The sequence below is a fragment of the Prochlorococcus marinus CUG1438 genome, from assembly GCA_017644325.1.
In the GTDB taxonomy this organism is placed as follows: domain Bacteria; phylum Cyanobacteriota; class Cyanobacteriia; order PCC-6307; family Cyanobiaceae; genus Prochlorococcus_A; species Prochlorococcus_A marinus_AA.
Genome location: JAEPLS010000001.1, coordinates 730,768 through 743,164 on the forward strand (window position 1 = coordinate 730,768; position 12,397 = coordinate 743,164).

General features: G+C 26.9%; 21 protein-coding genes. 6 read left to right on the top strand and 15 right to left on the bottom strand.

Annotated features, from left to right (window positions below; all coding sequences use genetic code 11):
• Positions 1-74 precede the first annotated feature (74 nt).
• Positions 75-1,274, bottom strand: coding sequence for an LptF/LptG family permease (locus JJ847_04045; GenBank protein ID MBO6960056.1), 1,200 nt, complete (start codon positions 1,272-1,274; stop codon positions 75-77).
• Between the two features lie 958 nt (positions 1,275-2,232).
• Here JJ847_04045 and JJ847_04050 point away from each other — a divergent pair.
• Positions 2,233-2,439 (top strand): high light inducible protein, encoded by a 207-nt coding sequence (locus JJ847_04050; GenBank protein ID MBO6960057.1) that lies wholly within the window; start codon positions 2,233-2,235, stop codon positions 2,437-2,439.
• Positions 2,440-3,015: 576 nt separating this feature from the next.
• Here the strand turns inward: JJ847_04050 and JJ847_04055 are convergent.
• Together JJ847_04055 and JJ847_04060 are read right to left on the bottom strand one after the other, a co-directional pair.
• Entirely contained in the window at positions 3,016-3,156 is a 141-nt protein-coding gene (locus tag JJ847_04055) for a high light inducible protein (protein ID MBO6960058.1), read from the bottom strand.
• Positions 3,156-3,263 (bottom strand): high light inducible protein, encoded by a 108-nt coding sequence (locus JJ847_04060; GenBank protein MBO6960059.1) that lies wholly within the window; start codon positions 3,261-3,263, stop codon positions 3,156-3,158. The genes JJ847_04055 and JJ847_04060 overlap by 1 nt, the downstream gene beginning before the upstream one ends.
• A gap of 584 nt (positions 3,264-3,847) precedes the next feature.
• On the opposite strand from JJ847_04060, the gene JJ847_04065 reads away from it, so the two are divergent.
• Positions 3,848-4,471, top strand: coding sequence for a DUF938 domain-containing protein (locus JJ847_04065; protein MBO6960060.1), 624 nt, complete (start codon positions 3,848-3,850; stop codon positions 4,469-4,471).
• A gap of 45 nt (positions 4,472-4,516) precedes the next feature.
• Here the strand turns inward: JJ847_04065 and JJ847_04070 are convergent, their stop codons facing one another.
• Together JJ847_04070 and JJ847_04075 are read right to left on the bottom strand one after the other, a co-directional pair.
• Entirely contained in the window at positions 4,517-4,678 is a 162-nt protein-coding gene (locus JJ847_04070; GenBank protein MBO6960061.1) for a hypothetical protein, read from the bottom strand.
• 115 nt (positions 4,679-4,793) lie between these two features.
• The gene (locus JJ847_04075) at positions 4,794-5,960 is read right to left on the bottom strand and encodes a fatty acid desaturase (protein MBO6960062.1); all 1,167 of its coding nucleotides are present in this window, start codon (positions 5,958-5,960) and stop codon (positions 4,794-4,796) included.
• A gap of 570 nt (positions 5,961-6,530) precedes the next feature.
• Between JJ847_04075 and JJ847_04080 the strand changes: the two genes are divergently transcribed.
• A complete protein-coding gene (locus tag JJ847_04080; GenBank protein ID MBO6960063.1) occupies positions 6,531-6,671 on the top strand; it encodes a hypothetical protein in 141 nt (46 codons plus the stop codon).
• A 132-nt stretch (positions 6,672-6,803) separates the two neighbouring features.
• Here the strand turns inward: JJ847_04080 and JJ847_04085 are convergent, their stop codons facing one another.
• Both JJ847_04085 and JJ847_04090 read right to left on the bottom strand, forming a co-directional pair.
• Positions 6,804-6,956, bottom strand: a complete 153-nt coding sequence (locus tag JJ847_04085; protein MBO6960064.1) for a hypothetical protein — start codon at positions 6,954-6,956, stop codon at positions 6,804-6,806.
• Positions 6,949-7,107 carry a hypothetical protein gene (locus JJ847_04090; protein ID MBO6960065.1) on the bottom strand — a complete coding sequence of 53 codons (159 nt, stop codon included), beginning with the start codon at positions 7,105-7,107 and terminating at the stop codon, positions 6,949-6,951. Before JJ847_04090 ends, JJ847_04085 begins: the two co-directional genes overlap by 8 nt.
• Before the next feature lie 287 nt (positions 7,108-7,394).
• Between JJ847_04090 and JJ847_04095 the strand changes: the two genes are divergently transcribed.
• On the top strand, positions 7,395-7,547 hold the full coding sequence (locus JJ847_04095) for a hypothetical protein (protein MBO6960066.1): 153 nt from the start codon (positions 7,395-7,397) through the stop codon (positions 7,545-7,547).
• 3 nt (positions 7,548-7,550) lie between these two features.
• Here the strand turns inward: JJ847_04095 and JJ847_04100 are convergent, their stop codons facing one another.
• The 3 genes from JJ847_04100 to JJ847_04110 form a co-directional block, all read right to left on the bottom strand.
• Positions 7,551-8,657, bottom strand: a complete 1,107-nt coding sequence (locus JJ847_04100) for a fatty acid desaturase (protein MBO6960067.1) — start codon at positions 8,655-8,657, stop codon at positions 7,551-7,553.
• Positions 8,658-8,740: 83 nt separating this feature from the next.
• Positions 8,741-8,896 carry a hypothetical protein gene (locus JJ847_04105; protein ID MBO6960068.1) on the bottom strand — a complete coding sequence of 52 codons (156 nt, stop codon included), beginning with the start codon at positions 8,894-8,896 and terminating at the stop codon, positions 8,741-8,743.
• Between the two features lie 83 nt (positions 8,897-8,979).
• Positions 8,980-9,198 (bottom strand): M protein, encoded by a 219-nt coding sequence (locus JJ847_04110; protein MBO6960069.1) that lies wholly within the window; start codon positions 9,196-9,198, stop codon positions 8,980-8,982.
• A gap of 207 nt (positions 9,199-9,405) precedes the next feature.
• Here JJ847_04110 and JJ847_04115 point away from each other — a divergent pair, with 207 nt between their 5' ends.
• Complete coding sequence (locus tag JJ847_04115; GenBank protein ID MBO6960070.1) at positions 9,406-9,723, top strand: restriction endonuclease subunit S; 318 nt, start codon at positions 9,406-9,408, stop codon at positions 9,721-9,723.
• A 412-nt stretch (positions 9,724-10,135) separates the two neighbouring features.
• On the opposite strand, the gene JJ847_04120 is transcribed toward JJ847_04115, so the two are convergent.
• From JJ847_04120 to JJ847_04130, 3 genes are all read right to left on the bottom strand, one after another.
• Positions 10,136-10,300, bottom strand: coding sequence for a hypothetical protein (locus tag JJ847_04120; protein ID MBO6960071.1), 165 nt, complete (start codon positions 10,298-10,300; stop codon positions 10,136-10,138).
• A 418-nt stretch (positions 10,301-10,718) separates the two neighbouring features.
• Positions 10,719-10,859 (bottom strand): hypothetical protein, encoded by a 141-nt coding sequence (locus JJ847_04125; GenBank protein MBO6960072.1) that lies wholly within the window; start codon positions 10,857-10,859, stop codon positions 10,719-10,721.
• Between the two features lie 47 nt (positions 10,860-10,906).
• Positions 10,907-11,089, bottom strand: coding sequence for a hypothetical protein (locus JJ847_04130; protein ID MBO6960073.1), 183 nt, complete (start codon positions 11,087-11,089; stop codon positions 10,907-10,909).
• 231 nt (positions 11,090-11,320) lie between these two features.
• Between JJ847_04130 and JJ847_04135 the strand changes: the two genes are divergently transcribed.
• A complete protein-coding gene (locus JJ847_04135; GenBank protein MBO6960074.1) occupies positions 11,321-11,503 on the top strand; it encodes a hypothetical protein in 183 nt (60 codons plus the stop codon).
• A gap of 66 nt (positions 11,504-11,569) precedes the next feature.
• Here the strand turns inward: JJ847_04135 and JJ847_04140 are convergent, their stop codons facing one another.
• A complete protein-coding gene (locus tag JJ847_04140; protein ID MBO6960075.1) occupies positions 11,570-11,740 on the bottom strand; it encodes a hypothetical protein in 171 nt (56 codons plus the stop codon).
• A gap of 92 nt (positions 11,741-11,832) precedes the next feature.
• Positions 11,833-12,108, bottom strand: coding sequence for a cupin domain-containing protein (locus JJ847_04145; protein ID MBO6960076.1), 276 nt, complete (start codon positions 12,106-12,108; stop codon positions 11,833-11,835).
• Positions 12,109-12,397 lie beyond the last annotated feature (289 nt).

The window sequence follows — 12,397 nt, forward strand, 5'->3', positions numbered from 1 at the left end:
TATTTATTAAACGAAATTGAAATAATTGATATTTATTGAATAAATTTATATTTTATATTTTAATTTTTGAAAAACTATAGAGAGGTTTTTTTTAAGAAATAAAATCCACCAGATATAGATACTATTACTGGAAACCAAGCTGCAATTATTGGCGGAAGTAATCCCTTAACGCCAAACGAACTAAATATAAATGACATTACATAATAAACTAATATTAAGATTACACTTAATCCAAATCCCTGACTTTTTGAAGACCTTAAATTAGATTTACATCCTAAAATACTGCCTATCAATCCAAAAACCAAGCATGCACAAGGTAAGGTAAACTTTTCCTGTATTCTTACTTGAATCTTTCTAATTTGTTTTAGATCACCTATCTTTTTATAAATTCTTTCAGCCTCTAATGCTTCTTTTAATGACATATCGCTCGCATCCTTTGGGACTCTCGCAAGATCTAGTGGGCCTTCAACGAAAGGATATAGATATTCTTTGAATTTTATATTTGTTGTTTGGCCAAGAGAGTCAGTTGAAATAATGCTTCCATCTGTGAATACCCAAGAAGAATTATCTCTATCAAAGATTGCACTTCTCGCAGTAAGAATCTGTTTTATATTTACTCTAGAAAAGTCTAAAACTGTAACTTCTTTCAATATATTATTTTCATACCGAGAAGCATAAAAAATGTGAGTTAGGTATGTATTGATCTTGGTTGGCTTATTTGTGGGATCTATTCTTGATCCTTTTCTAGAGAAAATAATATTATTTTTACTTTTCCCTTGATTGAAAGAACTACCCATTCCTGATCTTAAAGTAGATTCGGCAAGTTTATTACTATTAGGAACTAAATTATCATTAAAATAAAAAGTTAATCCTGTCATGAAAATTGAAATTGCAATAGCGGGAGCTATGATTCTTGAAGTCTTAATCCCCAATGATCTTAAAGCTAATAATTCAGAATTAGCTGAAAGTTTTCCATAAGATAATAGCGTCGACAATAAAACAGCCATTGGAAATGATAAAACTAAAAAACTAGGAAGACTATAAATTAAAGCTTGTAATGCCTGTAATAGAGGTAAGCCATACTCAACTATTTTTCTTATTAAATCAAACATCACACCTACTGATAGAGAAATTACAGTAAAAGCTGAAATGGCAAATATCATGGGGGGTATTATTTGCCCTAGTAACCATCTATCTATTAAAGCTATGGAATACCAAGGAGTAATTATTTTGTGAAAAACTTTTTTAATTAGTGATTGGTTTGAAATTTTCAAAAGGATTTTATTTAATTTGTACTAACTTTTCTTGAATTATAAAATATCAATGATTTAGATACCAAAATTACATTTCTAATGAAAAAGAAATTTTTTATTGATCTCCAAAAAAAATATAAATAATTGAGAAACACTTGCGTTAAAGCAAAAAATTTGTTTTTTTAAAATAAACATTACATTAATGAAAAATAAAACTTTATTAGAAGAATGTAAGTGTTTACATTGCCAACAAAAATTAGAGCAAATTAATAATGCAAGATTATATTGGCACAAATTAAGTTTGAATAAGAGTTGAGCTTACTATTTCTAGCAAACTGTTCAAATATTTTTCATTATAAAATTGATTGATCTTCGATCTTTTTAGAAAAAAATAAAGTTTACCTTATCTTTTTATCTTATTGAAAAAGTTAAGAAATTACTTTTACTATTGATCTCTTTTGTAAATTATATTTTCCTTAAAAAAAGAATAATAAAAAAACATACGGGAATAAGTATGAAAACCATAGATATTTTTCTTATGAAATCTTTTTTATTTTAGAAATAAAATAGTATTAAGACACCTATTTCATCTCTTATATCGATGATTTTCTGCATAATCTATATCTACTAATTATTATATTGGAATGCGTTTAAAATTAAAAGAGCTTGCTAGTATCCCACCGGCAAGCTCATGACGACATAGTTAAATTCAGATTTTCTGATTTTAACCAGCTAAGCACTTCCTAAATGCTATAAACATTCTACTAAGTAAAATTACTTAGTGTGAGTATAAATGCTTATGATTTAGTGATTTTATATGAATTAAAAAATAATTTATTAATTTTTTTTCTGGCAATTAATTTTTAGGCAAAACTGTCACTATATTGACTCTTGAGTAATTACCAAAAAAGAATTTTATAGATTTTAATTTACATTTGTTAATATTTATGTTACTTTAGTTAACAATTATATTTAGGAAATGTCAAACTCAGGCGTTACAAATGAATCAGGCGGAAGACAAAATATGTTCCCTTCTGAAACCAGGCCTTACATAGATAAATCGGTATCATACGATGGATATCCTCAAAATGCAGAAAAAGTTAATGGCAGATGGGCTATGGTTGGCTTTATTGCATTATTAGGTGCTTACATAACTACAGGACAAATTATTCCAGGAATTTTCTAATTTATTTTTGAGAAACAAAAAAACCAAATAAATGTAATTGCATTAAGGCTAAATATTACCCCAAGAAATATGTAAGCAAATTTTTTGCCTATAAATGCGGTATCAGGTTCAAGCTTAACTCTCATGAAAACCTCAAATTGTCTTAAATACGATAACACTATCCATAAAATAAATTTTCTTATTACAGAAGAAAAAGAATTAATCTAAACTTTTTTTAAATTATCTTAATCAAATGATCCTCTGATAAAAAAGATTTTAACTTTTAATCTAATATTCTCTTCTAAAACCATTTCTAGTTTGAGTTATTCTTGCACTGATGTATGTTAGTAGAATTACCCAAAAAACAATTTCTAATCCCAAATTAGACATGAACTTTATACCTTATTAATAGAATATTTTAATTTTATTATTTTTATTGCGAAAGAGTTTTTATACTGATTTTCTGGAATATTAATTGCATTAATTATATGAATTTGATTTAGTTCAAAATTCAAAAATTTATTAGAATCTAATATTCATTTTTAAAAATAAAAAAACCGAATTCAAATAGAATCCGGTTTTTCGTTAGAGCTTTACCTAGATAAAACCTGGAATGATTTGACCTGTAGTTAGATATGCTCCCACAAGTGCTACGAAACCTAACATTGCAAATCTGCCATTAAGCTTTTCGGCAACAATTTTTTCTTTTTCTACAGCCTTGGATTCTGTTTTTTTCATTAGAACCAACCTGGTATGATCTGTCCAGTTGTTACATATGCACCAACTGCTGCAACAAAGCCTAACATTGCTGCCCAACCATTAAAACGTTCTGCTTCTGGAGTCATTTTTTTAAAGAATAATTTGTAAACAAATATAACATATATATTTACTTATGTAAAGAAAATCATGTAATTATTTCGGAATTGCTCTCTAAATAACATATTTGCGACAAATATGTATCAGTTTATACTTTGTTTTTAGATAAGAGTTTTGCTACTTTAATTTATTAATTTGAAAAGGAAATAAAATTTTAAAGTTTTTCTTTTAAAGAAGAAATCCTCATTTAGAAGTAATTTAAATTATTATATATCTAAGAGTCAGCTAGTAGGGATACAGGCTGACTCTTTTTCATGGGACTTTTTTGGGTTTAAAAATAAAAGTTTTTAGGAGTCAAATAATTGCTATTAATTAATTAGCTATACATAATTTAATGTCATTTGAAACTTTTTACATGCATTTTATTTTTGCTAGAGTACCCTCTCTATTAAGTTCTGATTTAATACTTTATATTGTTCCCGCACTTACAATCTCAATATTATTCTTTAGCTTTAAAATAATGTTCTTTAATACGCCAAAATTGAGAAAAGTTAAATAAAAAAGGATCTCAAAATATTTATTAATTTCATTGTATTTCCTAATTCTTTAAATTTTGGATAGAAGACTTTTTTTTCTGGCTACTAAAAGAAATACAAATTGCATTGGAGATGTACTTTCTAGCATTATAAAAAAAGGTGCATCAATACTGGAAATTGGAAGCGGAAGTGGAGAGCATGGAGTAGCCTTTCAAAAACGGTTTCCTGAAATAATTTGGCAAACAAGTGATCCAGAGTTATTGCATAGAAAAAGTATAATTTCTTGGATTGAGTATGAAAAATTAAATAAGAATATGCCTCAACCTATTGAGCTTGATGTAAGAGATATTCCTTGGAAAATTCCAATGAAGTTTGCCAACTCTTTGCAAGTTATAGTTTCTATAAATATGATTCATGTGGCACCTTGGTCGTGTACTAAAGCCCTCTTTAAGGGTTCAGGGAAAATACTTGATGTAGGGAAATTTTTGATATTATATGGGCCATTTAAAATTGGTAATAAGCATACAAATCAAAGCAATTATTTGTTCGATAATTCATTAAAATTACGAAATGATCTTTGGGGTATTAGAAATCTCGAGGAAGTTACTGAGGAAGCCAATAAAAATGGTTTTTTAAAAGAGGATGTTATTAGTATGCCGGCAAATAATTTTTTAATAATTTATAGAAAATTTTCTTGTTAAATCAAATCTAATATCAACTTGTATGAAAGATTATTTAATAACTCTTCAATCTGAAAGAATTCTACTCCACTCTTTATGTTTTTCATCTAAATCTGAAATTTCTTCACCTAAACGCAAGTATCTTTCTAATAATTCAACTTTTGTAAGTGTAATTTTCTCTGAATAAAATTTAATAGGTTGCTTACCATGTAAGTTGTCACCGCTCATAAGGACAATAATAATCAAATTACTTTTAAGATGAAATTTTGAATATTATTAATTCTTTTATATTCTTTACAGATTTGCGTAAAATATCGTGATAATTATCGTATTTATTATTTTTTTATTTTCTTTTACTATATGAAGATTGCCATATGTATTTTTCTGTATTGATGTCGGACTTCACTGCAATGCAATTGCAAGCAACATTCCATAAGGCTTTGTGGATTGGATCAGGATTGAAAAGATATACTTTTTTAAAAGCTTCTTTAATCAAAATAGTAGCCTTTTTGGCATGATAATGGGGGATTGTTGGACATACATGATGAACGACATGACTAGTACCAATATTATGATGCAGAAAATTAAGGATTTCACCGTAAGGTCTGTCAATAGATAAAAATGCTCCTCTCATAAACGAAAAGCCTTTATTTGAGAGATGGGGTACATCTGAATCAGTATGATGAAGCCATGTATAGACTACTAACCAACAGTTAACTACTAATAAAGGACAAAAATACAAAGCAATTACTGGGAATAATCCATATACTGAAATACAATAAAAAATGCTTAATAATGTTAAGGCTATACCAATATCTGATAACCAAACTTTTTTAGTCCATACTGATGGCCATAATACTTTTGAAAATGGTTTGATTGGCCAAAAATGATTTGAATTTCCATATTTAATACCCCCTGTACTTCCTGTAAGTAAATAAGCAGGCCAGCCAAATATTAGATGTAAAAAAAGCTGGAGAATTCCGTAATTTTTCTTGCCTAAGGAATTTGAAAAATTTAATTCTTTTTCTCCTCCAACCTTTTCTGTAACTCCATTCCCCTCGATGACTAATGGTACATGAGTTTCTCCATTTGTTACATTATTTGTGAATCGATGATGAACAGCATGAGATCGTTGCCAAGAAAAATAAGGAACTAGTAGTAATGAATGTATTAAATAACCAGTTATGGTTTCCAAAGTCTTGTTTTCAGAAAACGCTCCATGTCCACATTCATGCGCAATTACCCAGAATCCCATAGCAGTGGTGCCAGATAGTAATGCGTATATGATCCAAATTGGGATCATTTTTGGAGTAAATGGGATATGTAACCCTATTATTATTACTATCAATTGAATTAAAGATGATTGCAAAAGATACATAAAAGACGTTTTGGTATTGCTTTTAAAGTAGTGATTTGGGATCACATCCTTAAATTCTTTTATACTTGGAATATCACTATTCTCTATTGAGAGGGCTTGGCCTTTAAGACCTGAAAATTTTATTTTACTCAAATTTTTGTTAGATAAGAATTGTGTTAGATAAAAATTATTCTTCATAATATATTATCCATCAAAGGATCTTATAATGAAAAGTATTTTTATTTTTTTTTCAATAAAATTTTTTATGATTTTAATTTAATTTCAAATAAAGTAATTTGTGAGGAATTTTTTTATATTATTTCATCCCAATCTCTTTTTTTATCTATTTATTAATTATTTTTTCATGGTGGTCCTTGACTCTTCCTGATTGCTTAATTAATCTAAAGACCGCGTATATACCTTTTAGGTAAACCAGCTTGTTTACGTGGTTTTACTAAAATAGGTAAAACTATAACCCCTACAGTAAAAAGACAAATTGGAGCAACTACCATCAATATAGATTCTAGAGACATTTAAAATTTTGAATTTATTAATAAATAGCAAGATTTCTTTTAAAAGTCATGCGTATTTATATCTATTTTTTAGAGAGGATTTAAAATTTTTATAAAATATTAAGTAAAAAAGAAAAAAAGATTAAAAAATATCAGTTTTTTCATAATTCGTCCTAAAAAATTAACTGTAATTTAGGTATAAAGATTATTTATGGATAAAGAAAAAAAGTGGATGCTTATGACTTATTATTGTCCAACCCATGGTGATTCAAGTTTAGTACAGCCAATTCAACTAACAAAAAAAGAAATTAGTAAAACATTATTCAAAAAAGGTAGGAGTTCCAAAAATTAATTTTTTAAAATAAAACCTAAGATATTGTGAAAATGTTTATAAATTGGTAGATATTCTTGATTTTTTAAGTAGTTACATTAAGGTATTTAAATTTTGATACTAGTTTAAATTTATTCTTGTAATTAATAATTTTTAAATTTGATCAGAATCGCATGTTAATTCACATTGATTAAGTTCATTAGATGATAACTTCTCTAAAATTCTTAACATATCAACTTCCGAAAGCTCTCCATTAGAGTTCCATTTTAAAGTGGTTTTCCTTTGTGGTGAATTTTTTTTATTCATTTTCATCACCCCCCTTTAAATGAATTTCTAAACAACGAGTAATACATTCTTGATGACCATCCACAATACTGCATTCAGTAATACACTCAAAATATGAATTAATAGAATCTATTTCTGTATTTTGGTTGGATGAAACGAATGAATCATTCATGATATTGATATATTTATTTGGATTAGAGATATAGCACGAATTTATGTTCAATAATTTAATTTATTAAGTGAATTAGAAAAAATAAGTATTATTTACTAAACCTATATTTTAGGTTGTTTAACTTTCAAAAGATAGTTATAGAATTCTTTTACGTGAAAAAAGGAAACAACACTTTTTATTACTTAATATTATTTTATAAGGCAATCTTTCAAAAAATCAGCATAAAGACTGATTTACTTTTCAGTAATTTAATTAGATGATAAAAAAGTAAACTTTTTGCTTTTCAAATGAAATCAGTAATTAATTGGCTTTCGAAAATGTTAGAAAGTATGGCAAATGCTTTTATGCATCCTTTAAAGAATGACTTGCCTCCATCTATTGGTACTCATGCTTATAGCAGTATTCCTCTGAAAAGGAAATTGAGAAGAAGATTAAATTAGATATTAACTTATTGGAATTAATTTTTCATTTTTATTATCCCAAATAATATATCTAAAGCAGTTTGGAAAATCTCTTAATTTTAAGAACTTGGATTTTTGGAGCAAATGAATGTTTGCTTTATGACAAGCTCTTAAATTGTAATTTGGTATTCTCTCAGAGAGATGATGAATACTATGGAAGGATATATCTGCTAAAAACCAATTTAGCCAATTAGGAATATCTAAATTGCTACTTCCTAAAATCGCTGCATCGAAGACGTCCCAATTTTTTGTATTTTTAGCATATGCATCTTCATAGTTATGTTGTACGAAAAAAACACATATTAAGATTGCAGCTGATAATGTTAATACCACGGAATAAAACGATAAGAAAAAAATTAACCCCAACCATTTGCACATTAAAATCCAGCCAACTATTACGATTATGTTATTGATTATTAATTCAAATAGTTCATTAAAATTATCTCCATAATCAGAAAAAGGTGGTTTAACTCTTGAATTTATAGTTAAAAGGTTAGAAATTTCTTTGTTTTTTATTTTAATAAAAGTCTCTTCCAATATATCTTTAATTAAATTAAAAATAATAATAATCAATCCTAATCTAGGTTTTAAAACTAAGTAAAAAAAACCGCCAGGGAAAAGCATCATCCAGTTTCGACTTGCTTTATAAAATATTTGCTCTCTTTGTGTAAGAGAATTATAATCTTCAAGACTTAAAACATCGATCGGACCTTTGTAAATCTCCCAATTCCCATTATTTCTATGATGAAATGAGTGATCAATTGACCATGATTGTTGGGGAATTCCATTAACCAAGCCAAGTATAAATCCAAAAAAGCGGTTTAATTTCCTTTTTGTGAAAAGAGAATTATGGCCACAGTCATGCATTAATGAGAATGTTCTTGAAGAGAATAGAGTTAGAAGAAAAATAATAGGTATTAGTAAAAATCCCTTTATCAATAGTGAAAAAGGTTGATTTATTATTTGGTAGACGATTAACCAAATAGAAATTATTGGTAAAAGGGTAGAAATAATTTGAAATAGAGCTCTAAAGTTATTTCTTTCAAGATATGGTTTGATTAAAAAACTGCTTCTATTAACTTTGGACATATTTCTATGATTTATCTTATTAAAATAACATTTCTACATAGTATTGTTAATTTAGTAGATAATAAAAAATTTTGTTAATTATACTAAAGAATAAATTCTTTAGACATAGTCCTCAATTGATCTAAATTTAATCTTTCTAAGTAATTTATAAAATCGCTATGATTCGTAGTTGATTCTGGGTCTTTACTATCGTAAAGAAGGCTACTAGAAATTAATTCAATAAGATGATCTTTATCCATAATTCTTTATAGACCATAATTCCTTATTAAAAAATTAAGGTCTTGAATTCGAGATCATTAAGTCATTTCTGTAAAAGTAATTTTTATAGATTTTTTAATTCTTGTTCTATTTTTTCTAATCTTTCATTTAATTCTTTTCGTTCCTTAATTAAGGCTTTTTTCTTTTCTGCAAGCTCTTTATTTAAAGGCGAATTAAAATATTTTTGATACGAAACAAAAAAAACTGCTATTGCTACAGCAATACCGAGAGCACCAATTATTAAAATTGGAGATGAAGGAAAGTCATAAAATGGAATAGACAATGTTATTTAGTAAAAATAAATTCTAACTATCTCAAAAACAAAAGAATGAGTAATAAATACTTATTATCTAAAAGTTTTTTAGGTACTTAATTTATTTGTGTTACTAAAAATAAATAAAATTTATATTTAATTAATTCCTAAATAAGTAATTTTACAGCTGTCAAAAAAAGAATTAGTAATAATGATTAACCTAGTAAAGGTTTTTTCATGAGTAACTTCATAAATAAAAAACATCATAAAAATGAACCATGGTTTCAATGGTTAATCAGAGAACTTGATTCTATTGAAGCTTTTCAGGATTTCGACTCAGGAAAGAATCCAAGAGATGTTGCAGAGGAATTTATTTCTAGTAATAGTGATGCTATTGCAGAAGTTTTTGAGAATTTTGATGAAGGAGATAAAGATACGCTCGATCAATTTCTCAAATTAACCGAATGCGAGATGCATGTGTTTAGAAATCTTGAAAAACAAATAGAGTTAAGAAATAAGGTAAGATTTGTAGATTTTAAAAAAAAGAAAAAATAAAAAAGTTAATTTCTTTAAAAGCTTATTTTCCCATTACCAGTCTTTCTAAAGCCTAACCAGATGAACTACAAGATCCATCCGAAGATAGGTATTAAATTAATAAGGATCCATTTCCAATCTTTTCCAAAGTTACTGATTCTTCTTATATCTAGCTATTTGTGGAATGATACAAACTACTCCATAAGCGTTGAAAACGAACGTCTTCAAAAATATTGGCAAAGTTAATAAAGAAATTATTAGATTCGCTAATTGAACGAACCACCAGTCCTATTGTGATGTTAATCCTTTGAAGTCTGTAGCTTTAATCCAAAACTCTTAATATGCATTTCTAAAGTCATTAATCATTAACTAAAATTCAAAGAATTCAACACTACCAATTTAATTATCAGTTTATCAGAATGATATTTATTTACTAAATAGGATCAAATAAATTCATGTCATTTGAATCTTGTTTTGGGCTCTCATCTTGATTTGGTAAGGAACAGAATCCGTTTTTACAAATCATATTTTCTTTTGCAATACTTGTATTCTCTGAGAATATATTTTTATCATTTTTATTTGAAGATTCTTTCAGCATTTATATAAAATAAATCCAATATTAAATTGATAACTCAATTTAATTTGAAAAGCAACAAAATTAATATTATTTATTTACTTTTTTTGATTTGGTAAGTCTCTCCAAAATAGTGCCATTATGTAAATGAATAAAGATATAGAACAAATATAAAGTAAAGAATTTAGATGCATGTTTATTTATTAAAGTAATTACAAAGAGAAGGTCTTTCAGAAAAGTGATATCTATAGATTGTTAATTGTTTAACTTAGCAATCTCATAAATTCTAGTATTTATTTAAGTTTTTTATGCTTTTCCCAAAGGTTCGTAAGGAAAAGTTTTTGAAATTTAGGAATATATCTTTTTAGTTAGTAAAACTTATAAAACTAAGAGTTCTGTAAAACAAATTACAATTTTATATTTTCAATGTTTTTTGTAATATTCAAGATTTATCGTTCTTTATTTCTGTTAAAGCTTTTCTACCTTCTTTAATTGTTCTTAAGACAAGCCAGGATAGAGAAGAAATGATGAAAATGGTAAGTGTTATTAAGGAAATAAAAGTTGTATCAATAATTTTAGTCAATTTGCTGAAATTTTTTCTAAGCTTGAAATTTAAAATTCAAAAAATTTTTAAATGTTCGATCTAGAGTAAGCAGGTATAAGCATTCCACCATCTTGGTCGTCATTATTATCATCATCAAACCCACCACCAAGAAGTAATTCAATGATTACTAGTACAGCAATTGGGTAAAAACACCATAATATTGCTGTTAGGGGACTTATTGAGGAATAAGCTGAGTACATTTCTGACATATGTTGATATTAATCTAAAGAAACAACAATTGTGGATCTTTTGGGTGGTGTTATTAACTATTTCTATAAATATTTTTAAAAACATTTCTCTTTCCCACTAATAGATCTTTGGAATGTATTGATATTTTTATTCTTCAATATGATTTTAAATAACAATTTTCTTGAACTTATTGAGAAACTAATAATGACATAATGAATCGCATAACTGTTATTTTTTATACTTAACAATAATTGTACAATTTTGATTCAAAAACTATTATTTATCTTGATTTTATAAATTCTATGTTTTCTTTCACTTTTGATCCTTTGGCTGCGATATTTGGCATATCAGGAATAGTAGGCTTCTTTTTCTTCGTTTCTGCTGCTAAGGGAACTTCCAGTATCAATACAAAACCAAAAAAAGAATTAGATTAAAGGTGTTACTTTCAGAAGACTAAGTTGAGATTTTAAACCTAGTATTTTTAAAAGCCTTGTTAATTATTACTTATTCCATTGTCTAGAAATAAACTCAAGAAAATCTTTTAGGTCCTCTTCTGGACAATTTGTTTGTTGTTGTAAGTCAATGCAAATTTGCTTAATATTTGCATAGGCTTTATTTACTATTTCGTTTTTTTTGATAACCTCAAAATATTCTTGATCAGTAAAAGGCATAATATTAGGTCCCCTTTTGAAAATTATTTATTAAATATATTTTATCTGCATTGACTTAACAATAAAAAAGTAAAAATCCTTTTTTTTGATATTTAGCTACCCAACCGATAATGTTTTTTAATACTCTTGGTTATCTCCCACTCGCAGGAAAGTCCCGCTGGAAATTCAACAAGATCTCCAGCTTTAATCAAATAAATATCACCTTTTTGGGTATTTATTCTCGCTTGGCCTTCAATAATTAAGCAAATTTCCTTATTATCATAATTCCATTGAAATTTGCTTGGTTCACATTCCCAAATAGGCCAACTTTTGATTCCATACTGAATTATTACGCTTGCGCTACAAGGGGAAGTGATTAGGACTTTCACGAAATAGTTTGAATATTTTTTTTATTTTACAAATAAAGTAAATTTATATTTTCAAGAATTTGTATTTGTTTACTGTCTTTTATTTTTTTTGGTTTATCATAAAAAAAATTTAAATTTATGGATGAACTTTCTGTATTGTCAATTTCGTTATCTATAGCTTCTCTAGGGATATTTTTTTTATTTTTTGCGTCCAATGATGATGATGACCAAGATGGAGGTAAGTTGATTAAATCATTCGAAAGAATTAATTAATTTTAAGTAAATAGAAAATTTAATAAAGATTTATAAC

Coding starts and splice junctions, on each gene's coding strand:
- JJ847_04115 (MBO6960070.1), top strand. CDS start 9,406: ATGAGTAACTTCATAAATAAAAAACATCATAAAAATGAACCATGGTTT.
- JJ847_04100 (MBO6960067.1), bottom strand. CDS start 8,657: ATGTCCAAAGTTAATAGAAGCAGTTTTTTAATCAAACCATATCTTGAA.
- JJ847_04055 (MBO6960058.1), bottom strand. CDS start 3,156: ATGAAAAAAACAGAATCCAAGGCTGTAGAAAAAGAAAAAATTGTTGCC.
- JJ847_04120 (MBO6960071.1), bottom strand. CDS start 10,300: ATGCTGAAAGAATCTTCAAATAAAAATGATAAAAATATATTCTCAGAG.
- JJ847_04140 (MBO6960075.1), bottom strand. CDS start 11,740: ATGCCTTTTACTGATCAAGAATATTTTGAGGTTATCAAAAAAAACGAA.
- JJ847_04090 (MBO6960065.1), bottom strand. CDS start 7,107: ATGAATGATTCATTCGTTTCATCCAACCAAAATACAGAAATAGATTCT.
- JJ847_04130 (MBO6960073.1), bottom strand. CDS start 11,089: ATGTCAGAAATGTACTCAGCTTATTCCTCAATAAGTCCCCTAACAGCA.
- JJ847_04105 (MBO6960068.1), bottom strand. CDS start 8,896: ATGGATAAAGATCATCTTATTGAATTAATTTCTAGTAGCCTTCTTTAC.
- JJ847_04070 (MBO6960061.1), bottom strand. CDS start 4,678: ATGAGCGGTGACAACTTACATGGTAAGCAACCTATTAAATTTTATTCA.
- JJ847_04085 (MBO6960064.1), bottom strand. CDS start 6,956: ATGAATAAAAAAAATTCACCACAAAGGAAAACCACTTTAAAATGGAAC.
- JJ847_04095 (MBO6960066.1), top strand. CDS start 7,395: ATGAAATCAGTAATTAATTGGCTTTCGAAAATGTTAGAAAGTATGGCA.
- JJ847_04050 (MBO6960057.1), top strand. CDS start 2,233: ATGTCAAACTCAGGCGTTACAAATGAATCAGGCGGAAGACAAAATATG.
- JJ847_04060 (MBO6960059.1), bottom strand. CDS start 3,263: ATGACTCCAGAAGCAGAACGTTTTAATGGTTGGGCAGCAATGTTAGGC.
- JJ847_04080 (MBO6960063.1), top strand. CDS start 6,531: ATGGATAAAGAAAAAAAGTGGATGCTTATGACTTATTATTGTCCAACC.